Source organism: Citricoccus sp., from assembly GCF_032154715.1.
In the GTDB taxonomy this organism is placed as follows: domain Bacteria; phylum Actinomycetota; class Actinomycetes; order Actinomycetales; family Micrococcaceae; genus Citricoccus.
The window spans coordinates 36,354-61,370 of sequence record NZ_JALDXU010000001.1 but is presented as its reverse complement, the minus strand read 5'-3'; the positions used below and the strand labels follow the sequence as shown (position 1 = coordinate 61,370).

General features: G+C 70.3%; 22 protein-coding genes. 5 read left to right on the top strand and 17 right to left on the bottom strand.

Features of this window, described 5'->3' with window-relative positions; genetic code table 11:
* Window positions 1-53: 53 nt before the first annotated feature.
* The gene (locus tag RUH65_RS00260) at window positions 54-707 is read right to left on the bottom strand and encodes a hypothetical protein (protein WP_313815146.1); all 654 of its coding nucleotides are present in this window, start codon (window positions 705-707) and stop codon (window positions 54-56) included.
* 243 nt (window positions 708-950) lie between these two features.
* On the opposite strand from RUH65_RS00260, the gene RUH65_RS00255 reads away from it, so the two are divergent.
* A complete protein-coding gene (locus RUH65_RS00255; RefSeq protein WP_313815145.1) occupies window positions 951-1,565 on the top strand; it encodes a hypothetical protein in 615 nt (204 codons plus the stop codon).
* A gap of 35 nt (window positions 1,566-1,600) precedes the next feature.
* Here the strand turns inward: RUH65_RS00255 and pth are convergent, their stop codons facing one another.
* Both pth and RUH65_RS00245 read right to left on the bottom strand, forming a co-directional pair.
* Entirely contained in the window at window positions 1,601-2,170 is a 570-nt protein-coding gene (gene pth / locus RUH65_RS00250) for an aminoacyl-tRNA hydrolase (RefSeq protein WP_313815144.1), read from the bottom strand.
* Window positions 2,171-2,253: 83 nt separating this feature from the next.
* Window positions 2,254-2,874, bottom strand: coding sequence for a 50S ribosomal protein L25/general stress protein Ctc (locus RUH65_RS00245; RefSeq protein WP_313815143.1), 621 nt, complete (start codon window positions 2,872-2,874; stop codon window positions 2,254-2,256).
* A gap of 262 nt (window positions 2,875-3,136) precedes the next feature.
* Here RUH65_RS00245 and RUH65_RS00240 point away from each other — a divergent pair, with 262 nt between their 5' ends.
* The 3 genes from RUH65_RS00240 to RUH65_RS00230 are packed head-to-tail and all read left to right on the top strand — an operon-like array spanning window position 3,137 to window position 7,753.
* Window positions 3,137-4,120: a MoxR family ATPase gene (locus RUH65_RS00240; RefSeq protein ID WP_313815227.1), complete on the top strand. Its 984-nt coding sequence runs from the start codon at window positions 3,137-3,139 to the stop codon at window positions 4,118-4,120.
* A gap of 34 nt (window positions 4,121-4,154) precedes the next feature.
* Window positions 4,155-5,309, top strand: a complete 1,155-nt coding sequence (locus RUH65_RS00235; protein WP_313815142.1) for a DUF58 domain-containing protein — start codon at window positions 4,155-4,157, stop codon at window positions 5,307-5,309.
* On the top strand, window positions 5,306-7,753 hold the full coding sequence (locus RUH65_RS00230; RefSeq protein ID WP_313815141.1) for a transglutaminase-like domain-containing protein: 2,448 nt from the start codon (window positions 5,306-5,308) through the stop codon (window positions 7,751-7,753). The genes RUH65_RS00235 and RUH65_RS00230 overlap by 4 nt, the downstream gene beginning before the upstream one ends.
* Before the next feature lie 96 nt (window positions 7,754-7,849).
* Here the strand turns inward: RUH65_RS00230 and RUH65_RS00225 are convergent, their stop codons facing one another.
* From RUH65_RS00225 to RUH65_RS00160, 14 genes are all read right to left on the bottom strand, one after another.
* A complete protein-coding gene (locus RUH65_RS00225) occupies window positions 7,850-9,343 on the bottom strand; it encodes an NAD-dependent succinate-semialdehyde dehydrogenase (protein WP_313815140.1) in 1,494 nt (497 codons plus the stop codon).
* A gap of 174 nt (window positions 9,344-9,517) precedes the next feature.
* Entirely contained in the window at window positions 9,518-9,889 is a 372-nt protein-coding gene (locus tag RUH65_RS00220) for a VOC family protein (RefSeq protein ID WP_313815138.1), read from the bottom strand.
* Between the two features lie 40 nt (window positions 9,890-9,929).
* Entirely contained in the window at window positions 9,930-10,805 is an 876-nt protein-coding gene (gene rsmI / locus RUH65_RS00215; protein WP_313815136.1) for a 16S rRNA (cytidine(1402)-2'-O)-methyltransferase, read from the bottom strand.
* A gap of 16 nt (window positions 10,806-10,821) precedes the next feature.
* Window positions 10,822-11,511, bottom strand: coding sequence for a response regulator transcription factor (locus RUH65_RS00210; RefSeq protein WP_313815135.1), 690 nt, complete (start codon window positions 11,509-11,511; stop codon window positions 10,822-10,824).
* Window positions 11,508-14,018, bottom strand: a complete 2,511-nt coding sequence (locus RUH65_RS00205; protein ID WP_313815134.1) for a DUF4118 domain-containing protein — start codon at window positions 14,016-14,018, stop codon at window positions 11,508-11,510. Before RUH65_RS00205 ends, RUH65_RS00210 begins: the two co-directional genes overlap by 4 nt.
* A 3-nt stretch (window positions 14,019-14,021) precedes the next feature.
* Window positions 14,022-14,630: a potassium-transporting ATPase subunit KdpC gene (kdpC, locus tag RUH65_RS00200; protein WP_313815133.1), complete on the bottom strand. Its 609-nt coding sequence runs from the start codon at window positions 14,628-14,630 to the stop codon at window positions 14,022-14,024.
* A 30-nt stretch (window positions 14,631-14,660) separates the two neighbouring features.
* On the bottom strand, window positions 14,661-16,778 hold the full coding sequence (gene kdpB / locus RUH65_RS00195; RefSeq protein WP_313815226.1) for a potassium-transporting ATPase subunit KdpB: 2,118 nt from the start codon (window positions 16,776-16,778) through the stop codon (window positions 14,661-14,663).
* A 45-nt stretch (window positions 16,779-16,823) separates the two neighbouring features.
* A complete protein-coding gene (kdpA, locus tag RUH65_RS00190; RefSeq protein WP_313815132.1) occupies window positions 16,824-18,497 on the bottom strand; it encodes a potassium-transporting ATPase subunit KdpA in 1,674 nt (557 codons plus the stop codon).
* Between the two features lies 1 nt (window position 18,498).
* Window positions 18,499-18,585, bottom strand: a complete 87-nt coding sequence (locus RUH65_RS00185) for a potassium-transporting ATPase subunit F (RefSeq protein WP_313815225.1) — start codon at window positions 18,583-18,585, stop codon at window positions 18,499-18,501.
* A gap of 327 nt (window positions 18,586-18,912) precedes the next feature.
* Entirely contained in the window at window positions 18,913-19,035 is a 123-nt protein-coding gene (gene ykgO, locus RUH65_RS00180) for a type B 50S ribosomal protein L36 (protein ID WP_026544400.1), read from the bottom strand.
* A complete protein-coding gene (locus tag RUH65_RS00175; protein WP_313815131.1) occupies window positions 19,032-20,165 on the bottom strand; it encodes a GTP-binding protein in 1,134 nt (377 codons plus the stop codon). The genes ykgO and RUH65_RS00175 overlap by 4 nt, the downstream gene beginning before the upstream one ends.
* Before the next feature lie 84 nt (window positions 20,166-20,249).
* The gene (locus RUH65_RS00170) at window positions 20,250-20,645 is read right to left on the bottom strand and encodes a hypothetical protein (RefSeq protein ID WP_313815130.1); all 396 of its coding nucleotides are present in this window, start codon (window positions 20,643-20,645) and stop codon (window positions 20,250-20,252) included.
* Between the two features lie 24 nt (window positions 20,646-20,669).
* On the bottom strand, window positions 20,670-21,707 hold the full coding sequence (locus RUH65_RS00165) for a hemolysin family protein (protein WP_313815129.1): 1,038 nt from the start codon (window positions 21,705-21,707) through the stop codon (window positions 20,670-20,672).
* Window positions 21,707-23,053, bottom strand: a complete 1,347-nt coding sequence (locus RUH65_RS00160) for a hemolysin family protein (RefSeq protein ID WP_313815128.1) — start codon at window positions 23,051-23,053, stop codon at window positions 21,707-21,709. Before RUH65_RS00160 ends, RUH65_RS00165 begins: the two co-directional genes overlap by 1 nt.
* Window positions 23,054-23,375: 322 nt before the next feature.
* Here RUH65_RS00160 and RUH65_RS00155 point away from each other — a divergent pair, with 322 nt between their 5' ends.
* Window positions 23,376-25,001: a dolichyl-phosphate-mannose--protein mannosyltransferase gene (locus RUH65_RS00155; protein ID WP_396179326.1), complete on the top strand. Its 1,626-nt coding sequence runs from the start codon at window positions 23,376-23,378 to the stop codon at window positions 24,999-25,001.
* The last annotated feature ends 16 nt before the right edge of the window (window positions 25,002-25,017 follow it).

The window sequence follows — 25,017 nt, the reverse complement described above, 5'->3', positions numbered from 1 at the left end:
CCATGGGCCTGCTCATCAGAAGAGGGCAGAAGGGGAACCTTCCGCGACGAATCTCAGAACGAGGTGGCGGGAGGCCCTCGCAACCGCAGTGATGTCAGGATCGGCGTGGCCCGCCAACGCAGCCCCACTGTGGAAACGATCGGGACGACGGGGTAGGGCACGGCGGGCCGCCAGAGCACCAATTGTCCTGCCGGGGTCCTGAGCAGGAACCACCCGAGCGCCGACAGCGTGGCGCGTTCCCCGCCCCGCAGGACGGCAACGGTCAGGATCGCGGCGGTCAGGTGCGCCATGAGCATGGCCGGGCCCAGGGTGTGGTCGGCTGTGGCAGAAAGTCCGGACATCGTGGCGCCGGGGAGTTCTGCTCCGCCCACGGCAGGAAACGCTCCGCCGGGCAGATGGTGGGCGTGAGGGTCGATGAGCATCGGACCCGCAGCTGAGCCGGCGCCGGAATGGCCGGGCGAGAGGGAATACGCGCCATGGTAGAGGAACTGGCTGGCACTGACGGCTCCCAGCAGTCGCCACCAGGACAACATCCGGCCCGCCAGTCCGGTACAGATCAGGGCAGAGAAGACCAGCGTCAGCACCAGGACAGGAACCGAGGGCGTGGCATGTGCCGCCGCAGTCCCTTCAGCCGATCCGGTCATCGATGACGACGAGAGCAGGCCGGCCGCGGTGTGAGAACCGGCGGCGAGCAGAGTGGCGACCAACGCTGCAATCCACCCGCGCATCAGCCGGGCCGGACCGCGCATCGCCATTCCCCTCGCCGAACCTGTCGAGAAACCTAGCCAGAGCCTATCGGAGTTCTACACGTGGTAGAACAGGACAGGACTCTCCGGTCTGTAGCCCGCGGGATTCTTCGAGTACGGAACATCTCGCCGTTCACTACCATGGAGAGCCGGTGCTCGTCCGTCCGCGATGCACGCGCCACCAGCGAAAGGCCCCCCTCGAGCATGACCCACCAGCAAGCCACCGTGCTCTTCGTCTGCACGGGCAACATCTGCCGCTCCGCCTACGGCCACCACCTGCTGGCCCGGGAGCTGGACCAGGCCGCCCCCGGCAGCTACGCGGTCGTCTCAGCGGGCACCCAGGTCAATCCGCGGCTCACGGTCCCGCCACAGATCCATGCGCTCGAGCGTGCCGCGGGCCTGCAGACCTTGCGGGAGCACTCACCATCCCAGGTCAACGGACGGACAGTGCAGAAGGCGGACCTGATCGTGGGCGCGACCTCCGAGCACCTGGCCGCCGTCCTGCGGGAGACACCCGGGGCGCTCAACCGCTCCTTCACCATGCTGGAGTTCGGGGCGGCCGCCGCCGCCCTGGCCGCGGGATCACTGCCGGCGTGGACCGGTCCCGCCTCGGTGGATGCGACCCTGCCGGAGCGGGTCCGCGAGCTGGCCCGCCACCTGTCCCGGCACCGGCCGGCCATCCGCGGCTCACTGGAGTCGATCGATCTGCCGGACCCCTACGGCCGCGCGGACGAGGCTTACCCCGCCATGGCCGAGGCCCTCGAGCCGGCCGTGGACCACATGGTGCGGCTCCTGGCGGACGTGGCACGCCGGAGCTGAGGACACCGGCACCGGCACCCGTGCAGCCCCACCGCTCAACGCGTCGGCGCGGGGTGGAACTTCTGTTGCGCCTGCTCCAGGCTCGCGGTGGCCAGTTCGACCACGGCGTCGGCCGCGCGGTCCACGTGGAGGGGCAGCAGCTCGCGTTCGGCGGCGCTAAAGGGCCGCAGGACGAAGTCGGCGGCGGGCTGGCGCCCCGGCGGCCGGCCGACGCCGACGCGGACGCGGGGGTAATCCCGCGTGCCGAGCACCTGGGAGATGGACTTCAGCCCGTTGTGGCCGCCCTCGCTGCCGCCGATCTTCAGCTTCAGCGCGTCGAAGGGGATGTCGAGCTCGTCGTGCACCACGATGATGTTCGCCGGGGCCACGGAGTAGAACCGCGCCAGGGCGCCCACGGGGCGCCCTGACACGTTCATGTAGCTGGCCGGTTTGGCCAGCAGCAGCTTGGGTCCGCCGGGCGCCGTGTGGGCGGTGCCGACGGCGGCGCCCGCCTTGTGTGCGGTCAGGCGGGTCCCGAATCGGTCGGCCAGTTCGTCGATGACCATCTGGCCGACGTTGTGCCGGGTACGGGCGTAGTCGGGCCCGGGGTTCCCGAGCCCGACCACCAACCAGGTGGAGGCACCTGAGGCTGACGGAAAGGCCGGAGCACCGGCCCCCCGCCCCGTATCCTGCGGTGACACGAGAGGGATCAGCCCTCGGTCGTCTCGGCGGTGCCCTCGGAAGCGCCCTCGGCGGTCTCACCCTCGGCCTCGGTCTCGCCCAGGTCCTGGACGGTCAGCTCCGAGACGGTGGCGATGACGTGGTCATCCTCCAACTCCAGGGTGGAGCCGGCGGGCAGCTGAACGTCACTCGCGTAGACATGCTCGCCGGCCTGGTGGCCCTCGATGTTGATGGTGACGCTCTCCGGCAGCTGCGTGGCATCGGCCAGCACCGGCACGGAGGCCTCTTCGAGGTTGAAGGTGGTGCCCGGGGCGGCCTCTCCCTCGACGTGCACCCACACGTCCACCACGACCTTCTCGCCCCTCTGGACGACGATGAGGTCCAGGTGGTCGATGGTCTGCTTGATGAAGTTGCGCTGGATGGCCTTCGGCAGCACCAGGTGCTCCTTGCCGTCGCGGACCACGGTCAGCAGGGCGTTGGGATTACGAACGGCCAGGGAGGTCTGCTGGGCCGGCATCAGCAGGTGCACGGGGTCGCCGCCGTGGCCGTAGACCACCGCGGGGATCATCCCATCGCGGCGGGCCTGGCGCGAGGCGCCCTTGCCGAAGTCCTCGCGCAGGGTGACCTGGATCTTGGTGTTGTCGCTCATGGTGTTCCTCCTGTACTTCTTCATCCGCAGCCACGGTGGTGGCGGCGGGCCTTCCAGGCAGGAAAACAGCCGTGCAGTACGGCGGCCTCGTCGATCACGGAGCTGGAAGCTCCCTCGCCTGGGCAACGCGGACCAGCATACCAGTAGGCTGGGTTACCGAGGGGCCCGCACCAGCGCAGGAGGATCCGTGGACGTGTCAACCGCCCAGCAGGAGCACGAGGACGGAGCCGGCTCACGGCACGAGGGCGGGACCGGGAGCAGCCTGCACCAGGATGACTCATGGGCCGCGGGCGGTGATCGGCTGACCGCCGCCACGGCGGCGATGCTGGACGCCATGGACTCCGTGGTGGACGGCAAGCACCAGGCGGTCCGCACCGCCCTGCTGGTCCTGCTGGCCGGCGGGCACCTGCTCGTGGAGGACGTCCCGGGCGTGGGCAAGACCCTGCTGGCCCGGGCCCTGGCCCGGACCGTGGGCGGGAGGGTCAATCGCATCCAGTTCACCCCGGACCTGCTGCCCGGGGACGTCACCGGCGTCTCGGTGTTCAACCAGGACCGCCACACCTTCGAGTTCCGCCCGGGCGCCGTGTTCGCCAACATCGTCATCGGGGACGAGATCAACCGCGCCTCGGCCAAGACCCAGTCCGCCCTGCTCGAGTGCATGGAGGAGCACCAGGTCACCGTGGACGGGACCACCCACCGGCTCGAGGAGCCGTTCATGGTGGTGGCCACCCAGAATCCGGTGGAGTCCGAGGGGACCTATCCCCTGCCGGAGGCTCAGCGGGACCGATTCATGGCCCGCATCACCATGGGCTATCCGGACCCGGAGGCCGAGCTGCAGATGCTCCGCACCCACCAGGGGCCGCTGCCCTCTTCCGCCCCCGTGAACCGGTTGGCCCCCGTGACCACCACGCAGGACGTCCTGCAGATGATCGGGGCGGTGTCCCGGGTGCACGTCTCCGAGGCCGTCGCCCGGTACGTGATCGACCTGGGCCGTGCCAGCCGGGAGCACCCGGACGTCCTCGTCGGCGCGAGTCCCCGGTCCCTGCTGCAGCTGCTCCGTGCCGCCAAGGCCGAGGCCGCCATCAGCGGGCGGTCCTTCACCACGCCCCAGGACGTGGCCGGCGTCGTGCCCGTGGTGTTCCCGCACCGGCTGATGCTCCGGCGCCGCTCCACACAGGAGGCCGCCCAGGCCGACGCCACCACGCAGCGGATCCTGCACTCGGTTCCCGTGCCGGCCGGGCCGTGATGTCCTGAGCCGCTCCGAGACGATCCCCTCCGCCATGGCCCCCGCCCGCCCTTCCGCCCGAACCGCCCGGCGCGCCGCCGCTGGCTCCTCCTCCCCGACGGCGCCCCGCCCGACGCCGCGTGGGCTGGCCCTGACCGTGGCGGCCGCCCTGCTGGTGGTGGCGGGGCTGTCCCTGGGCCGGCGCGAGGCCGTCACGCTGGGACTCTTCCTGGCCGTGGCCGTGGGGATGTCCTGTGCGGTACTGGCGGCCCGGACCGTGCTGGCCCGGCGCGTCCGGCTGACGCGGTCCGTGGTGCCCGGTGCGCTCCAGGTGGGCGGCAGCGCGCAGATCACCCTGGACGGCACGATGCCCGGGCTGGTGGACGCGCTCCCCGCCGGCCGGCCGGTTCCCGTCCCGCCGAGCGGCTACCGGTGGCGGGCCCGCGAGCGCGGGGTGTACGACGTCGGCCCGGCCCTGGCCCGCCTGTCCGGCCCCTTCGGCCTGTGGTCCGCCCGTGCCCAGGTCGCCGGGACGAGCCGGGTCGAGGTGGAGCCCCTTCCCTTGGAGGACGACGAGCTCGACCGGGTCCTGCGGGCCGGCGTTGGTGAACACGATGCCGCCGACCTGCTGGGCAGCCACGCCGCGCCGGACGACCTGCTGGTACGCGAGCACCGGGACGGGGATGCCCTGACGCGCGTCCATTGGGGCGCGACCGCCCGGACCGGCCGGCTCATGGTGCGCCAGGAGGAATGGGCGCACGACGCCTGGGCGGTGGTGGTCCTGGACTGCCGCGCCGTCTCCTTCGCCGCCGGGCGGTTCGACGTGGACGGCGGTGCCGGCCGCCACTGGCAGAGCTCCCCGGGTTTCGAACGGGCCGTGCGGGCTGCGGCCGCCCTGATCCTGCGGCTGCAGGAGGCCGGCCACCAGGTGCTGCTGCTGGACCACGACGGCCACGCCCTGGACCCGTCCCTGGCGCCGGCCGTCCTCGAACCGTCCGTCCGGGAGGCCACGTGGCCGGCCGCGCTGCCGGGCGAGGCCGCCGCCGTCGTCGCCCTGCTCGGCACCGCCGTGGGGCAGGACCTCCCCGTGCTGGCCACGGTGCCGCACCATCTGCAACGGGTGGCGGTCCTCTTCGGGACCGGGGGCCGCCGGGACGCCGCCGAGCGGTTGGAGACCGACGGCTGGCTCGTGGCGGAGGGTGGGTCATGACCGCGGAGCAGACGGTGTCCCGGCCTGCATCCCACGCCGCCCCGCATCCTGATCGGACCGGCCGGTCACGGCTCCGGACCGTATGGCTGCCGGCGGCGCTGGTCGCGGTGCTGGTATTGTCCGCCGCCGTGGCCCTGGACGCGGCCTTCCGGGCACCGGTGGCCACGTGGCTGGGGCCCGCCTCGGGACCGGCCGTGGTGGGGCTGGGGGCCGCTGCGGTGGTCCGCAGCCTGGGCCCCCGGATGCTGCGCCCGCTGCTGGCGGGGTTGCTGGCCGCGGGGTGGTTCTGGTGCCGGCAGTGGTGGCCCGAGACCTTGATGTTCGGCCTGGTGCCGCAACCGGAGACCCTCGCCGCGATCGGCACCTCCACCGCCGATCTGCGCGAGACGATCTGGACGGGCACCATCCCCGTGGAGACCAGCGCGCCGCTGCTGGCCGGCGTCGGCGCCGTCCTGGCCCTGACCGCCCTGGTGACCGATGCCATCGCCGTGGGCCTGCGCTGCCCGGCCATCGCCGGACTCCCGCCCTTGGCCCTGATCGCCGGGGCGGCGGCGATCACGGCGGGGGCCACCCCCTGGCCGGCCCTGGCACTCGCTGCCGCCGCCTGGCTGGGACTGCTGGCAGCGAACGCGGGTTCGGCTGCGGTGGCGACCGGGGCTCCGGACGGAGGAGTCGGGGACGGGGACCGGTTCGGGAACGCGGGACGGGGCTGGACGGCGGGATGGGGCACGGTGGCCGCGGCCGGCGTCGCCGTGGGGGCCCTGGTCCTGGCGCAGTTGACCCTGCCCTTTCTGTCCGCGGGACTGGCACCCGAGGGCCAGCGCTTCATCATCGGGCAGGGCACCGGGCCGGTGAACCCGGCAGCGGATCTGAGTCAGGAGTTGCGCAGCGGTCAGGGGTACGCGGGCATCACCTATGAGACGGATGACGGCTTGGGCGTCTATCTGCGCACCGCCGTGGTGGACGACGTGATGGCCTCCCCCTGGGATGCGAACCCGCCGCAGTACGGCGGCGATCCGGCCGACACCTCCTTCTACCCGGCCGCGGCCCACCTCGCTCAGATCGAGGGCGGTGACGCCGCGCCCAACGGAAACCCGGTGTCCCTGTCCCTCGACGGCTGGACCGGGAACTGGGCCCCGCTGCCGGATCAGACCGTGGCCATCGAGCCGATCGTCGGCGAGTGGGGCTGGCAGGTGGACCCCACCACCTTCAGCGCCTACCGCCAGGAGGCGAGCCCGGTGGACCTCTCCTACCAGACCGACGTCCTGCCGCTGGACCTCACGTTCGAGGAGCTGGCCGACCGGGCCGGAGCGATCGCCCCGCAGGGCGTGTACAACCGGTGGGGCGCGGACCCGGCACTGGAGGGCTCCGCCGTCCAGGAGCTCGCCGAGGACCTCACCGCGGGGACGGACAACCCGGTGGAGCAGGCCGTGGCACTCCAGGACCATCTGCTCTCGGACGACTTCACCTATTCGGAGACGGCTCCGCTGGAGCAGGGCTATGACGGTTCCGGCCTCGAGCTGACGGAGCAGTTCCTGGAGGCCGGCGCCGGATACTGCATCCACTTCGCCTCCGCCATGGTGATGATGGCGCAGTCCGTGGACATCCCGGCCCGTGTGGTGGTGGGGTACGCCCCGGTCGGCGCGGCGGACGGGCGCCATCGGGTGACGGCGGATCGTGCCCACGCCTGGCCCGAGCTCTATATCGACCAGGTCGGCTGGGTGCCCTTCGAACCTACCCAGGGCGTCGGCCGCGTGCCGTCCTACGCCCAGTCCGAGGACACCGAGGAGCCCGTCGCCTCGCCCGATCCCTCCGTGGAGGGACAGGGAGCCTCTGCGTCCCCCTCCGCCTCCGAGGAAGCGGAGGCCTCGGGCGACGACGCCGGCCCGGCCGCCACCGCCGGGCCCGGTACTCCGGGTGCCCCCGGAGTCCCGGTCGGGCTGTTGCTCGGTGTGGCCGGGACGCTCCTCGCGGTGATGCTGCTGCTGGTCCTCCCCCGCGGGCTGCGGCACCGTCGGCGCCAGGCACGCTGGTCCTCTGGATCGGTGCCCCGGGCCTGGGCCGAGGTGGAGGACACCGCCCTGGACCTGGGTCTGGGCCGGCAGCCGCATGAGTCGGAGCAGGCGTTCGTCTCGAGGCTGACGGTGGCGTCTGAACTGAGCGGAGCTTCCGCGCCCCAGATGGTTGGGATCACCGGGATCACTGAGGTGGCGGGGATGGCAGGACGGTCACCGGACCTCGAGACCGCCGCGGACACCCTGGTGAAGGCGATCACCTGGGCCCGCTACGCCCCGGAGGGCGCACCGCCTCCCCAGGATGCCGAGGACGTGGCTGAGGCCGCCCGGGTGATCACCGCGGGACTGGAGGAGGCCGCGGATCCGGCCGCCCGGCGTCGTGCCCGGTGGTTCCCGCGGTCCCTGGTGCCAGAGTCACTCCGCAGCTGATCCAGCGCGACCAGTCACGGGCCACCACGCCACAAGACCCGCCGATCGTGACGGGGTCTAGAGGGGGTGGCCCGCGCGAGGCCCTGACGTCAGGGACTACTTCTGTGCGGCGTACGGGTCGGACAGGCCGATGTACTGCACCGTGGTGTACTCCTCGATGCCCTCGGCGCCGCCCTCGCGGCCCAGGCCGGACTGCTTCACGCCGCCGAACGGGGCGGAGGCGTTGGAGATGACACCGGCGTTGAAGCCGACCAGGCCGAACTCGATCTGCTCCGAGACCCGGAACATCGTGTTGACGTCCTTCGTGTAGATGTAGGAGGCCAGCCCGTACTGGGAGGCGTTCGCCAGTTCGATGGCCTCCTCCTCGGTGGCGAAGGTGGTCACGGGGGCCACCGGGCCGAAGATCTCCTCGGAGAGGATCGGGTTGTCACTGCCCACGGAGAGCAGGGTCGGGAGGTAGAAGTAGCCGTCGCCGTCCTTCGGCTGGCCCCCGGTGACGACCTCGCCACCGGCGGCCACGGAGTCCTGCACCAACTGGTGGATGTCATCGCGGGCGCCGCCGTCGATGATCGGACCCACGGTGGACTCCGGCTCGGTGCCTCGGGCCGGGTTCAGGGCCTGGAGTGCGGCGGCGAACTTGGCCTTGAACTCCACGGCCACGTCCTCGTGGACCAGGAAGCGGTTGGCCGCGGTGCAGGCCTCGCCCATGTTGCGCATCTTGGCGGCCATAGCGCCGTCGACGGCGGCATCCAGGTCCGCGTCCGCGAACACCAGGAACGGGGCGTTGCCGCCGAGCTCCATGGAGGTGCGCAGCACGTTGTTGGCGGCGTCCTGCATCAGCTTCACGCCCACCGGGGTGGAGCCGGTGAAGGAGACCTTGCGCAGGCGCGAGTCCTTCATCAGCGGGCCCGAGATGGCGGAGGCCGAGGAGCCGGCCACCACGTTCAGCACGCCCTTCGGCAGCCCGGCCTCCTGCATGACCTCGGCGAACAGCATGGAGGTCAGCGGGGTGAGCTTGGCGGGCTTGAGCACCATGGTGCACCCGGCGGCCACGGCGGGGGCGACCTTGCGGGTGGCCATCGCCAACGGGAAGTTCCACGGGGTGATCAGCAGGGACGGGCCCACCGGCTTGTGCGTCACGATCATCTTGTTCTTGCCCTCGGGCGAGGTGAAGTAGCGGCCGTAGTGGCGCACCGCCTCCTCGGAGAACCAGCGCAGGAACTCGGCACCGTAGGCCACCTCGCCGCGGGCCTCGGCCAGCGGCTTGCCCATCTCCAGGGTCATCAGCAGGGCGAAGTCCTCGGCACGTTCGGTGACCAGGTCGAAGGCGCGGCGCAGGATCTCGGCGCGCTCCCGCGGGGCGGTCAGCGCCCAGTCGTGCTGGGCGGCCGCGGCGGCGTCCAGGGCGGCCAGGGCGTCATCGGAGGTGCCGTCCTGGATGGACAGCAGGACCTTGCCCGTGGCCGGGTCATGGACGTCCAGGGTCTTGCCGGAGCTGGCGTCACGCCACGCCCCGTCGATCAGCAGGCCGGTGGGGACGGACTGCAGCAGTTCCTGCTCGCGTTCGGCAGTGACAGTGGTGACAGTCATGGGGAACCTCTCTTCCGGTCAGTCGGCTCGGTCGGGCCAGCCTGCGGCGTCCTGAGGACACCGGACGGCTGGGCACCGTCGGCCTCAGCCTACTGGCCGGCCACGGCCGGTGACGTGCGCGGGTCACTTTGCGACGAAGCCCCGGGAATCTCAGCCACTGGTCCCGTGAGGCAGCTAGGACCGGCAGAGACAGAAGGGGTGGCCCGCCGGGTCGAGGAAGACGCGGAAGCTCTCGCCCGGCTGGTGCTCCGTCTTGGTGGCCCCCAGCTCGAGAACGGCCTTCTCCCCCGCGTCGAGGTCCTCCACCATCACGTCGACGTGCATCTGCTGCGGGTTGTCCTGCCCCGGCCAGTCCGGTGCACGGTAGTCCTGGGCCCGCTGGAAGGAGATGCAGTTGCTGCCGTCGGCGGGCCGAAGGTCGAGCCAATGGTCGTCGCCCTCGGCCTGGTCCTGGACCTCCCATCCGAGCAGGGTGCCGTAGAACCCCGCCAGGGACGCTGGATCCGGACAGTCGATCACGAACGTGGGAAAACGTGCGATAGCCATGAGCGCCACCGTACTCCGCCGGAATCGGCTGGCCGAGACCTCAGGCGCGGGCGGCCAGCACCGCCTCGTAGAGGCCCCGCTTCGGGACGCCGCGGGCGGCGGCAACGGTGTTCACCGCCTCCTTCAACCGCGTTCCGGACGCCACCAGAACCTCGACGTCGGCCACCTGGCCGGCCGTGTCCGTGTCCGGTTCCGCCACGGTCCCGGCGGTGACGATGACGATCTCGCCGCGGATCTCCTTGGAGTTCGCCCACTGCACCAGGTGGGCCAGCGAGCCCCGGGCCACCTCCTCGTGGAGTTTGCTCAGCTCCCGGGCCACGCAGGCGGGCCGGTCGGCGCCGAAGGCGTCCCGCAGCGAGGCCAGCGAGGCGGCCAGCCGGTGCGGTGACTCGAAGAACACCAGGGTGCGGGCGTCCCGCGCCAGTTCGGTCAGCAGGCGCACCCGCTCGCCCTCCTTGCGGGGCAGGAACCCCTCGAAGGCGAAGCGGTCCGTCGGCAGCCCGGACAGCGCGAGCGCCGTGGTGACGGCGCTGGGCCCCGGGGCACAGGTGACGTCCACGCCCTCGGCCGCGGCCGTGGACACCAGTCGGTAGCCGGGATCGGACACCAGCGGCATCCCCGCATCGGTGACGACGGCGACGACGGCGCCACCCCGGGCGGCCGCCAACAGTTCCGGCGTGGATTCGCGTTCATTGTGTTCATGGTGGCTGACGACCTTGCCGGTGATCCGGACGCCCAGCCCCTGGGCCAGGTGATGGGCCCGCCGGGTGTCCTCGGCGGCCACGATGTCCGCGGTGGCCAGCAGGTCCTTGAGCCGCTGGGAGGCGTCGGCCAGATTCCCGATCGGTGTGGCCGCCAGCACGATCTGACCGGTGGTGTCGCCGAGCCGGTCCTCGGGGGTCTGTGTAGGCGCCATCCCCTCATGCTAGAGGTCATTCTTCAGGCTTGAACCGGTACCCCATGCCGGACTCGGTGAGCAGGTAGCGCGGATTCTTCGGATCGGGCTCGATCTTCTTGCGGAGCTGAGCGATGTAGAGCCGGAGGTAGCCGGTGTCGGTGACGTGCTCGGAACCCCAGATCTCCGTGAGCAGGTGTTGCCGGGTCACGAGCCGGCCCGCGTTCCGCACCAGGATGCCGAGCATGTCCCATTCGGTGGGGGTCAGCCGAATGGGCTGCGCGCCGTGATCGGTCTCGCGGGTGATGCTCTTGGCCGCCAGGTCGATGGTGATCCCGGCGATCCGGGTGACGGGCTCCGGGTCATGGCCAGGGGCCCGGCGTGTCAGGGCGCGAATGCGGGCGAGGAGCTCGTCGATCGAGAACGGCTTGGTGACGTAGTCGTCGGCTCCCGCATCCAGTGCTTCAACCTTGTCCGCCGCCCCCGTGCGTCCGGAGACCACCAGGATGGGAGCCCGGCTCCAGCCCCGGACGGCGTGGATGACCTCGAGGCCGCTGAGTCCGGGCATGCCGAGGTCCACCATGAAGAGGTCGGGGCGGTCGGCGACGGCGGCGTTGATGGCCGAGGTGCCGTCCGCGGCGGTGGTGACCTCGTAGCCCCGTGCACTCAGGGTGATGCGCAGGGCACGCAGGATCTGCGGGTCGTCGTCGGCGATGAGGATCCTCATGCGCTATCACGTCCTTGGGTGCCGGTGCCGTCGGGGCCGGCGCTCGGGAGGGCGATCACCATGGTGAGACCTCCACCGGGGGTGTCCTCCGCGTCCAGGATGCCGCCCATGCCCTCGGTGAATCCCTTCGACAGGGCCAATCCGAGGCCCAGCCCGCTGAGATTGTCCGTGTCCCCGAGCCGCTGGAAGGGAACGAAGATCTCCGGGCGGCGCTCGGCGGGGATGCCCGGCCCGTGGTCGATGATCCGAATCTGGATGGTGCCGGCGAAGGCGCTGGTGGCGATGCGCACCCGGGTGCCGGTGGGGGCGAAACGGTGGGCATTGGCGAGGAGGTTGACCACCACCCGCTGCAGGAGTCCCCGGTCGGCGATCAGCGGTGCGAGGCGGGAACCGAGATCGAGCTCCACGTCGCCGGGCCCGAGGTCGAGTTCGTCCAGGGCGGGCAGGATGACATCCTCGGCGTCGACCGGACCGAGTGAGACCCCGAGGGCGCCGGCCTGGATCCGCCCGACGTCCAGGAGATTGGTGACCAGGGAGCCGAGCGTCGCCAGGCTCTCCCCGGCGGTCGCCAGCAGTTCGTCACGGTCCTGCTCCGTATAGGCGGCGCCCGGCGATCTCAATCCGCCGACGGCGGCCGTCGCGGCGGCCAGCGGGCGCCGCAGGTCGTGGCTCACGGCGGAGAGCAGGGCACTCCTGACCCGGTCGGCCTCGGCCAGTGGCCCGATCTCTCGCGCCGTCTCCGTCAGGTCGGCGTGTTCCAGGGCCGCGTCCAGCTGGGCGGCGATGACGGCCAACAGCCCGCGCTCCGAGGCCTGCAGCGAACCGCCATGGAGCTCCAGTGTGGCGCGGGTTCCCACCGGCACCGTGGAGGGTGGCCCGCCCGCAAGCGGTTCACCCGACTGGGCCAGCACCCGCTCCCCCGCCACCAGTCGCACGCCGGCCAGGTGGAAGGCGTCACGGGTGCGGTCGATCAGCGCCCCGAGGGCGTCCTGCCCCCGCAGGACGCTGCCGGAGACCGTGGCCATCAGCTCGGCCTCGGCTCTCGCGCGGCGGGCTGCCCGGATGTGCCGGGCCGATTGGTCGACCACATAGCTGACCAGCATCGCGATCACGGTGTAGAGGACCAGGGCGAGCACATGGGCCGACTCATCCACGGTGACGGTGTGGAACGGTTCGACGAAGAAGAAGTCCAGGGTGATCCCGGACAGAACGGCCGCGAACACCGCCGGCCAGATCCCACCGACCAGGGCCACGATGACGACGAGCAGCTGATAGCCGAGCACTTCACTGGTGATGGACTCCGGGCTGCGCAGGGAGACGAGCAACCAGGTCAGCAGGGGCCCGCCACACAGTGCCAGGACCGCGCCCAGCACCTGCCGCCTCAGGGTCAGGCCACCGCTCAACCGGGGCAGTGTCTGGTGGCTCCCCGCCGCCGCGTGGGTGACGATGTGGACGTCGATATCGCCGGACTCGCGGATGACGGTCGCACCGATCCCGGGACCGGTGACGGCGGCTCGCAGGCGGCTGCGGCGGCTCACTCCGATGACGAGCTGGGTGGCGTCCGTCCCTTTGGCGAAGGCGACGAGCGCTGCCGGGATGTCGTCTCCCACAACCTGGTGGTAGGTCCCTCCGAGCTTCTCGACGAGGGATCGCTGGCGCGCCAGCGTCTCGGGCCGGGCGGGACGCAGCCCGTCCTGTCCGGCGATGTGGACCGCGAGGAGCTCACCACCCGCCGTGCGGGCGGCGATCCGTGCCCCCCGTCGCAGCAGGGTCTCTCCCTCCGGCCCTCCGGTCAGGGCGACCACGACGCGCTCGCGGGTCTCCCACGCGCCGTCGATGCCGTGTTCGGCCCGGTAGTCCTTCAGCGCGCTCTCGACCTCATCGGCCAACCACAGCAGCGCGAGTTCGCGCAGTGCGGTGAGGTTTCCCAGACGGAAGTAGTTGGACAGTGCGGCGTCGATGCGCTCGGCGGGATAGACGCGCCCCTCCGCAAGGCGGTCCCGCAGAGACTGGGGCGCGAGGTCGACCACCTCGATCTCGTCGGCGGAGCGTAGCACCGCATCAGGGACGGTCTCCCGCTGCGGCACCCCGGTGATCTGCTCGACCACGTCATTGAGTGACTCGATGTGCTGGATGTTCACGGTGGTCAGGACGTCGATCCCCGCGGCCAGCAGGTCCCGGACATCCTGCCACCGTTTCTCGTGCCGGGCCCCGGGGGCGTTGGTGTGCGCGAGCTCGTCGACCAGGGCCAGTTCCGGCGCCCGTGCCAGCACGGCCTCGAGGTCCATCTCTGTCAGTACGATCCCGCGATGCTCCAGGCTCCGGCGGGCGACCGTGTCCAAGCCCTGGGCCATGGCCGCCGTCGCGGCCCGGCCATGGGTCTCCACGAGCGCCACCACCACGTCGAGCCCCTCCTGGCGGAGGCGTTGGCCCTCCTCCAGCATGGTGTAGGTCTTGCCCACGCCCGGAGCGGCACCCAGGAGGACCCGCAGCCGTCCTCGCCCCATGCCCTATTCCTCCAGATCGTCCAGCGCGATGTTCAGGACGAGGACGTTCACCGTCGGCTCGCCCAGATACCCGAGGTCCCTGCCTTGAATCGTAGCCTCGACCAGGCGCCGCACCTCCGGTTCGGGCAGGCTCCTGGCACGGGCCACCCGGGGTACCTGGAGCAGGGCGTAGTCGGGGCTGATGTGCGGGTCGAGTCCGGACGAGGAAGCCGTGAGGGCGTCCGCCGGAATCGAGTCCTGGTCCACGCCGTCGAACGCGGCGATCTGGGCCTTCCGGTCCGCGATGAGGCCGACCAGGTCCGGGTTCTCCGGCCCGAGGTTGCTGCCGCTGGAGCCCGCCGCGTCATATCCCTCCCCTGCGGCCGAGGGGCGGGGTTGGAACCATTCCGGCAGCGGGTTGCCCTCGGTATCGCTGAAGGACTGCCCGATCAGGGCCGAACCGACGATCTCCTCCCCGGCCCGCACGGGCGAGCCATTGGCCTGGACTGGCAGAGCCACCTGTCCGATCCCGGTGACCACGGCGGGGTAGGCCACGCCGAGGACGAGGGTCAGGATGAGCATGGCGCGGAGGGCGACCCCGTAGGTTCGCGCTCCGGTGCGCGGTGAGGACATGGTGTGTCTCCTTGGATTCGGGAGGGCGGCTCAGAAGCCGGGGACGAGGGCGACCACGAGGTCGATCAGCTTGATGGCGATGAACGGGGTGATGACCCCGCCGAGGCCGTAGACCAGCAGGTTCCGGCCCAGCAGCCTCGAGGAGCTGCCCGGCCGGTACCGGACGCCCCGCAGGGCCAGCGGGATCAGGAGGATGATGATGAGTGCGTTGAAGATGACCGCCGAGAGCACGGCGGATGCCGGAGAGCTGAGCCCCATCACGTTCAGCACGGAGAGCCCGGGGAAGATCCCGACGAACATCGCCGGGATGATCGCGAAGTACTTGGCGATGTCGTTGGCGATCGAGAAGGTGGTCAGGGCACCGCGGGTGATCAGCAGTTGCTTGCCGATGGCCACGATGTCGATGAGCTTCGTCGGGTCGGAATCGAGGTCCACCATGTTCCCGGCCTCCTTGGCCGCCGAAGTCCCGGTGTTCATGGCCACCCCGACGTCGGCCTGGGCCAGCGCCGGGGCGTCGTTCGTCCCGTCCCCGGTCATCGCCACGAGTCGGCCGCCGGCCTGCTCGCGTTGGATGAGCGCCATCTTGTCCTCCGGGGTGGCCTCGGCGAGGAAATCGTCGACGCCGGCCTCGTCGGCGATCGCGCGGGCGGTGAGCGGGTTGTCGCCCGTGATCATCACCGTCCGGATCCCCATGGAGCGAAGCGCGGCGAAGCGTTCGGTGAGTCCGGCCTTGACGACGTCCTTCAGGTGTACCACCCCGAGAATGCGTGCCTGCCCGGCGGCGGTCCTGGTCGCCACCACGAGCGGAGTTCCGCCGCTCTGCGAGATCCGTTCCACCTCGGCGCCGAGTTCGTCCACGATCGCGGCGGGGATCGGTCTGTCCTGTCCGGCCCACGCGGTCACGGCGGTACCGGCACCTTTTCGGATCCGGGTCCCGTCCGGCAGGTCCAGACCGGACATCCGCGTCTGGGCCGTGAACGGCACGACGTCTCCGGGCGCCGTACCGCCGACGTCCACTCCACGATCCCGGGCGAGTTCGACGATGGACGTGCCCTCCGGCGTCGGATCCGCCAGCGAGGACAGCGCGGCGGCACGGATGAGGTCCTCGCGGGAGACGCCACCCACCGGGACGAAGGCGGATGCACGACGGTTGCCGTAGGTGATCGTCCCGGTCTTGTCGAGCAGCAGCGTCGTGACGTCGCCGGCGGCCTCGACGGCACGGCCTGACAGGGCCAGTACGTTGCGCTGCACGAGCCGGTCCATCCCCGCGATGCCGATCGCCGAGAGCAGGGCCCCGATAGTGGTCGGGATCAGGCAGACCAGGAGGGCGATGAGCACGGGCAGGGTGACCTGGCCGCCCACGGCGGAGGCGATCGGGGACAGCGTCATCGTGACCACAACGAAGATGATCGACAGGCTCGCCAGGAGCACGTTCAGCGCGATCTCGTTGGGGGTCTTCTGCCTCGTGGCGCCCTCCACCAGGGCGATCATCCGGTCGACGAACGTCTCCCCGGGGGTGGAGGTGATGCGCACGACGATCCGGTCCGAGAGGACCCGCGTGCCGCCGGTCACCGCACTGCGGTCACCGCCGGACTCGCGGACCACGGGCGCGGACTCACCGGTGATGGCCGACTCGTCGATCGAGGCGATGCCCCACACGATGTCCCCGTCCCCGGGAACCAGGTCGCCCGCGCAGACCACGACCGTGTCCCCGAGGCTCAGGTCCGCGGAGGCGATCTCGCTGACCGCCGCCCGCTCAGCCGCGGGATCAGCAGTCTCGTCGTAGTCATCGATTCGCTGGGCCATGGTGCTGGTCCTGGTCTTGCGCAGGCTTTCTGCCTGGGCCTTGCCCCGTCCCTCGGCCACGGACTCGGCGAGATTGGCGAACAGCACGGTGAACCACAGCCAGAGCGCGATGGCCCAGGTGAAGGAGCCGGGGACCGGTGTGCCGCCGGAGGACCCGGGACCGCCCAGGAACGGTTCCGCGATCGCGAGCACGGTGGTAAAAACCGCCCCGACTGCGACGATGAACATGACCGGGTTGTGCCAGAGCATCTGAGGGGCCAGCTTGCTGAATGCCCCGGGGACGGCAGCGGCCAGCGTCGCGGCGTTGAACGGGCCGCGATGACCGCCGTGCGTCAAGTTCATCCGGCCGCCCGGAGTGGTGAGGGAGTGGACAGTGGTGGGCATGGTCTAGAGCAGTCCTTCTGCGAGGGGACCCAGAGTAAGGATGGGAAAGAATGTCAGGGCGGTCAGGATGACCGTGACACCGGTCAGCAGGCCGATGAACAGTGGCCGGTGCGTCGGCAACGTGCCCGCGGTCTCGGGAACCTTGTCCTGGGACGCGAGGGAACCGGCCAGTGCCAGGACGAACAGGATGGGGAGGAAACGGCCCAGCAACATCACCACCCCGAGCACCGTGTTGAACCACGGGGTGTTCGCGGTGAGTCCGGCGAAGGCGGAGCCGTTGTTGTTCGCCGCCGAGGCGAAGGCGTAGATCACCTCGGACAGGCCGTGGCTTCCCGGGTTCCAGATCGAGGTGGACTCGACATCGGCCCGCACGGCCGGGAGCGCGAAGCTCAGGGCCGTCCCGAGGAGGACCAGGGTGGGCATGACCAGGAGGTAGAGACTGGCGATCTTGATCTGGCGTGGCCCGATCTTCTTGCCCAGGTACTCGGGGGTCCGCCCGACCAGCAGCCCGCCGATGAAGACGGTGATGACCGCGAGGACCAGCATGCCGTAGAGCCCGGCACCCACGCCGCCGGGAGCCACCTCCCCCACCATCATGTTGAGCATCGGCATCATCCCGCCCAAGGCGGTGTAGGAGTCGTGCATCGAGTTCACCGCACCTGTGGAGGTGATGGTGCTCGTGGTGGCGAAGAGTGTGGAGGCGAAGATGCCGAACCGCTGTTCCTTGCCCTCCATCGCACCGCCGGCCAATTCTGGTGCGGTTCCCGCGCCGGCCTGCTCCACGCTGGAGAGGATGACCAGCGAGGTGAGGTAGAGCGTGGCCATCACCGCGAGGACGGCGTAACCCTGCCGGTGGTCTCCCACCATGCGTCCGAAGGTCCGTGGCAGGCAGAACGGGATGGCGAGCATGAGCACGACCTGGAGCAGGCTCGTCCACGCCGTCGGGTTCTCGAAGGGGTGGGAGGAGTTGGCGTTGTAGAAGCCGCCACCATTGGTGCCCAGCACCTTGATGGCCTCCTGCGAGGCCACTGGCCCGCCGGGCACACTCTGCGTTGCTCCGGCCAGGGTGGGCATGTCCGTGAAGCCGTTGACGTTCTGCACCACACCGCCGATGATCAGCGCCACGGCCCCGAGCAAGGCCAGGGGCAGCAACAACCGGACCGTGCCACGCGTCAGGTCGACCCAGAAGTTCCCGAGGGTTCCCGAGCGTTCCCGGGCGAAGCCCCGGACGAGAGCGATGGCCACGGCGATGCCGACGGCGGCGGAGACGAAATTCTGCACCGTGAGTCCGGCGAGCTGCACGGTGTAGCCGAGGGTGGCATCCGGGGAGTAGCTCTGCCAGTTCGTGTTGGTCACGAAGGACACGGCCGTGTTGAAGGCGAGCCCCTCCGGGACGGCCGGGTACCCCAGTGAATACGGCAGCACCGCCTGGAGCCGCTGCAGCAGGTACACGAAGAGGATGCCCACCACGGAGAAGGCCAGGACCCCGCGCAGGTAGGCCCGCCACGACTGTTCGGCGGCGGGGTCCACACCGATCACCCGGTAGAAGCCCCGTTCGATCCACAGGTCTTTCCCCATGGTGTAGACGCGGGCCATGTACTCGCCCAGGGGGCGGTAGAGGAGGATCAGGACCAAGGCGACCGTGGCGCCCTGCAGCAGGGCGAACAGCACGCCCATCTCAGAACCGCTCCGGCTTCACCAGGGCACAGACCAGGTACGCGAGCGCGCACACACCGAGCACCGCCGCGATCAGGGATAAGACCATCACAGGCCCTCCACCCCCCGGGCGACGAGACCGAGCAGGACGAACACGGCGACCACACCGAGCGCGTGGACGATGTCCAACACAAGAGGCTCCTTCAGGAGACGAATCCGCATCCCTCTCAACCAGGAATGCGGCGGCCCGTTCTCGGGCACGCCACCTGATTACACACCCCTGATTCCCTGGAAAGCGGCGTCCTCACGGAATCCAAACGGTGAACCGCAGAACCCTCACCGTCCCCCTACGCCCGGCGGGCTACACAGGTACCCGCACGCTGTGGGCGGGGCGTGCGGCGTCAGGACCGCCGCGACATGCCGGCGGTGAACCGCCTCAGCCCTGGCGGGCCTTCATCCGTGGATTCTTCTTGTTGATGACGAACGTTCGCCCGCGCCGGCGGACCACCTGCGCGCCGGGGACCTTCTTCAGCGCCCGCAATGAGTTCCGAACTTTCATGATGTCCTCCGGGAGTCGATGTCATGGGTGGTGTGCAGGCCGAACGGGTCGGCCAGTGCGGTGAGACCGCTCTTCATCTCGGCGTCTGTCAGCTGACAGTCCGTGAGAAGTCGTGTGATCTCGACCGCGTCGAGGTCCTCGCCGGTCGCGGAGATCACGGTGCTCGGGTGGCCCGCGTCCGCGACGGCGCGGACAGAGGCGTTGGTGTCCTTGGCAGCCGATACCCCAGACGGGGCGCCCAGATAGGCGGGCCAGGGGCCTACATTCTCCAGCCATATGCGCGGACCGGCTCCCCGCAGCAGAATCCGGCATTCCGGTGCCGGCGCCATCCACAGCTGGCCACGGAGGCGACAGCAGCCCTGGGCGAGGGAACGCAGGGCGTGATGGAAGCGCTCCGGATGCAGCGGACGGTGGACCTGGTGGATGATCGTGGTGAACGGCGACGCGGAGGCGGCGCCGGCGGAGGACTCGTATGGATCGGCCCGCGACGGTGGTGCCGTCACGTCCTGCTGGAGGATGTCGACCTCGGGGGCCCGGTCGGTGATCCGCGCATGGGGGGCCAACTCCCGGAGCAGTTGAAGGCCCCGAGCACTGGCAGGTGGGTCGGCGGAGACCACGTCGGGGTCCGCCAGCAGCACGGTGTCAATCGAGGCCAGCTCCTCCATGAGGAACTCCCCGGGGGTCCTTTCATCATCGGGCAGGGCCAGGTAGCCGGACTCGAAGAGGGTGTGGCGGTCCCAGACCTGGTCCTCGACCGCACTCGGCGAACAGGCCAGCACCACGGCATGGAGCACCAATGACCGGCGTGCGCCGCTGCGCAGTGCCCCCACCACGGCGGCCGCCGGCAGTGCGGGAGGTAGGCCGAGTATGAGGTGCTCCACGCCGGCATCCCGGGCGCGTTGCACGGCGGGCACGATGTCCAGCCGAATGGCGCAACTGGGACAAGGATGTTCCAGTCGGGTCTCACCGCGCCGTGGGGGCACGCCGGGCCGGACAGTTCGGCACACCAGCAGTCCGTCCTCCAACAGGTCATGGAGCATCAGCACGGCTTCGGGATAAGCGGCGGCCAGCATGTCGCAGGCCTGTTGACGGCACAGGGCATCGAGAGAGCTGATGACGGTGAGGCGCATGACCGACATGCTACATGAGAATCATTCTCAATAATTGGCCGAACACAGCCGGTCCATCCCGTACCGCCCTCGTGGTCCCGGTAGTCAGCCGAACACCATCGGCAGGAGGGACAGCGCGAACCCGCACACCCCCAGCACCACGAAGGTGGACCCCAGGGCCAGGCAGACGCTGGTCGCTGCGGTGCGGCGCTCGAACCGCACCGCGGAGGGGTCACGCCGGCTCACATAGCCCCGGCACACGTCCTGGCCGGCCAGGCGGGCGCGTTCAGCGCCGCTCAGGGGCCGCTCCTGGAACTCGCCGGCGGAGAACCAACGCGCCCACAGCATGCCGCCGTCCGCCACGAGGACGACCTCGATGGGGGCCAGGCCCTTCTCACTCGCGCGCAGCAGCATTCCCACGAGCAGGACGGGCAGTCCGAGGATCAGCCCGATCCCAGAAATCAGGTCCCCCGCCACCCCGGCCCCTTCGAGGCCGTTCACGGCGCGCCTCCGTCCCGCCGGGCCCTACAGGGCGGCACGGCTGTCATCACGGATCTGGCCGACGAGTTCCTCCAGCATGTCCTCGAGCGTCACGACGCCGTAGGGGTGCCCGGCCTCGTCCACGGCCAGGGCGAGGTGCGCACCGTCGCGCTGCATGCGGCGCAGGGACGACTGCAGGTGGTCCTCCACGTGCAGCCGCGGCAGCTGCCGCACCAGGCCGTCCGGCACCGGCACGGTCCGCGCCTCCGGCTCCAGGCCCAACAGGTCCTTGACGTGGATGTAGCCGTTCAGGCTCCCGTCCTCGGCCTGGACGGGGAACCGCGAGTAGCCGTTCGCCGCGACCTTCTCGATCTGCTCCGGCGTGCATCCGGCCGGCAGGGTGACGACCTCGTGCAACGGGATCACGATGCTCTGGACGGAGCGCTCCTCGAAGGTGAGAGCGCCGAGCAGCAGCCGCTCGTCCTGGTGGTCCAGCAGCCCGCCCTCCCGGGACTCACCCACGAGCCCGGCCACCTCGTCCCGGGTGAAGGTGCTGGCGACCTCGTTCTTGGGCTCCACCTTGAACAGGCGCAGGATGCCGTTACCCATCGCGTTCATGGTCCACAGCAGCGGCTGCAGGGCACGCACGACGATGACCAGGGCAGGGCCCAGGATGAAGGCCATGCGCTCCGGCCCGGCCAGGGCGATGTTCTTGGGCACCATCTCGCCGAGCACCACGTGCAGGTAGGTCACCAAGGCGTACGCGATGATGTACGCGATGGTGTCGATCATCGTCACCGGGATCCCCCAGGCTTCGAAGGGCCCCTGCAGCGCGTAGACGATCATGGGCTTGGTGACGTAACCCAGGGCCAGGGAACACACCGTGATCCCCAACTGCGCCCCGGCCATCATCAGCGAGACGTTCTCGATGGCCCACAGGGTCATCTTGGCACCACGCCCGCCCTCCTCGGCCTGGGGTTCCACGATGCTGCGGCGGGCCGCGATGAGGGAGAACTCGGCGCCCACGAAGAAGAAGTTCGCCGCGAGCAGCACGACGGTCAGGATCATACCGACGGTATCCACTAGCGATCGTCCTCCTGGGACTCGAGGGGCGTGGCGGTGGCATGAACGCGGGCGATGCGCGCCCCGTCCATGGCCTCCACGGTGAGGGCGACCCGGGCGGCCGGGTAGCCGTGGGCCGGTTCGGTCACCAGTTCGACGCTGTCACCCACGGCCGCGATGCGGCCGAGGTCCAGGGTCAGGAGGCCGGCGATGGTGTCGTACTCGGCGTGCTCGGCGATCTGGTGCCCCAGCAGTTCACTGACCTCGTCCGGACGCAGTGCGCCGTCGAAGGCCCAGACCCCATGGGGCAGCCGCTCACTGGTCCGGTCGTCCGGATCGTGTTCATCGACCACCTCCCCCACGAGTTCCTCCACGAGGTCCTCGAGGGTGATCAGGCCGGCCACGTCCCCCGTCTCGTCCATCAGGACGGCCATCTGCAGGCCACCGGCGCGCAGGGTGTCCATCAAGTGGTCCAGCTCGATCGTGTCCGGCATGAGCGTGGGCACCTCCATCACCGTGGAGACAGGCGTGGACGCCCGCGCCTCGAACGGCACGGCCAGGCCACGGCGGATGTGGACCAGGCCCTCGACGGCCGACGAGCCCGGCTCCATCACCGGGAACCGTGAATGACCGGTGGTGGCCGCCGCCTGCAGCAGGTCCTGGACACTGCTGCCCGGGGCCAATGTGGTCATCCGGGTACTCGGGGTCATCGAGTCGTGGGCCCGGCGGTTGCCGAAGGCGAAGGAGCGCTGGATGAGCTCGGCGGTCTCTGCCGGCAGCACGCCCTGACGGGCGGAATGGCGCACCAGTACCGTGAGTTCCTCCGGCGAGCGGGCCGAGGCGAGTTCCTCCTGGGGCTCGATGCCGAGCAGTCGCACGATGCGGTTGGCCGTGCCGTTGAAGAACGCCAGCAGGGGCTTGGTCACGGTGCTGAAACCCCGCTGGAAGCCGACGACGGCCCGTGCGGTCGCCAGGGGCCGGGCGATGGCCAGGTTCTTCGGCACCAGCTCGCCGAACACCATGGTCAGGACGGTGGCCAGGACCAGGGCGAGGGCCACGGAGACGGACCGGGCCAGCGGTGCGGCCAGGCCGGCGTCGGTCAGAGGACCGACCACCAGGGCGGCGATGGCCGGTTCGGCCAGGAAGCCGATGCCCAGGTTGGTCAGGGTGATGCCCAACTGGGCCCCGGAGAGCTGCGTGGACAGGGTGTTCATGCCCTTCAGCACACCCGCGGCCTTCCGGTCCCCGTGCGCGGCGGCCTCACGGACCTCGTTCTTGTTGACCGTGATCAGGGCGAACTCCGCAGCCACGAAGAGGCCGCAGGCGATGATCAGCACCAGGCCGATCAGGATCGAGACTATTTCCAATGACTACACCCCCCACCGCACGTTGTGAGCGCCTGCGCTCGTGTCAGTGGGAGGCACGGACTGTGCCCCGGACTGTCACCGGGAGTAGACATCGGTTTCCTCTCAAGAAATCAGAAAAATCCCCGACCGACGGCCGGGGATGGACAAAATCATGCCAGCGTGATGGCTCCCGCGCAACTGGACGAGGCGGCCAGCCCACGCGCCCACCAGGGAGAGGCCGCGGAGGGACTCCCGGGCACCCGACCCCGTCCCCGCCTGCACGTACGATGGCAGGGTGCCTCAGTCCACCCCCACAGCGCAGTCGGTGCAGCCGGTGCAGCCGGTGCAGCCGGCACCTCCAGCGACCGCCACGGCCTCACCCCGGTGGTTGAGCACCCCCACAGCCGCCTACACGGACGCCGCCCTGCGGCTGAGGCTGCTCGGCGAACGCTTCCACCCGGGCCACTGGGGCTGGATCGTCCCGCTGGCCGTCACCGTCCTGGCCGGCGTCCTGCGCCTGATGCGGCTGGACCACCCGCACCAGCTGATCTTCGACGAGACCTACTACGTCAAGGACGCCTTCACCCTGCTGCAGTCCGGCGTGGAGATGAACTGGCCCGAGGACCACAACGAGCAGTTCGTGGCGGGCGACCCGCAACCGGAGAACACTCCCGAGTACGTGGTGCACCCCCCGCTGGGCAAATGGCTGATCGCCCTCGGTATGGCGGTGTTCGGTGCTGACAACGGCACCGGCTGGCGGTTCTCCGCGGCCGTGGCCGGCACCCTGTCCGTGCTGCTGACCGCCCTGATCGCCCAACGGCTCTTCCGTTCGGTCTTCCTCGGCGGCGTCGCCGGTCTCCTGCTGGCGGTGGAGGGCCATCACCTGGTGATGTCCCGCACCGGGCTGCTGGACATCTTCCTCTCCTTCTTCGTCCTGGCCGCCTTCGGCGCGTTGCTCCTGGACCGCGCGGACGGTCGGCGCCGACTGGCCGAGCGGCTCGCGGCCGCGGCCGCACGCCGGGGTGGGGCGCCGCCGTCGTCCCTGCTGAGGTACGGTCCGTGGCTGGGATGGCGCCCCTGGCGTCTGGTCGCCGGAATTCTCCTGGGCGCGGCCTGCGGGGTGAAGCTCTCCGGGCTCGCCTTCATGGCCGTCTTCGGGCTGATGACCGTGCTGTGGGACATGAACGCCCGGCGCGTGGCCGGCATCCGCCACTGGGTCCGCGCCGGCGTCACGCATGACGGGCTCTACGCCTTCGTCGCCGTCGTCGGCGTCGGTGCCCTGGCCTACCTGGCCACCTGGACCGGCTGGCTCGTCACCGGCCACGGCTACAACCGGCAGTGGCACACCACCCATCCCCCGCAGTCCTGGTGGGAGCACCTCGTGCCCGGCCCACTGCGCTCGCTGGGCGACTACCACCGGCAGTCCACCCAGTTCCACGAAGGCCTGTCCTCCGGCCACGACTACGCCTCGAACCCGTGGACGTGGCCGTTCATGGGCCGGCCCACCTCCTTCTACTACGAGGGCTACGACGACGGCGCGAACGGCTGCTCGGTGGACACCTGTTCCGCTGCCATCACCGATCTGGCGAATCCGGTCATCTGGTGGGCGGGAACCCTGGCCGTGCTGGCCCTGGTGTTCCTGTGGCTGGGCCGCCGCGACTGGCGGGCCGGTGCCTTCCTCGGGGTCTATGCCGCCGGCCAGCTCGTCTGGTTCCTCTGGCCGGAGCGGACCATGTTCTTCTTCTACACGATCGCCTACACGCCCTTCCTCATCCTCGCGCTCACCCTCTGCCTCGGGGCCCTGATGCGCACCGGCGGCCCCGTCAACCGCCGCCGGAACACGGTGCTGGTCCTGGCGGTCGTGGTGGTGGCCGTGGCCACCAGCGCGTTCTTCATGCCGGTCTGGACCGGCGAGATGATCCCCTATGACCAGTGGCGGCTGCGGATGTGGATGAGCAGCTGGATCTGATGCCGCGCTAGCATGA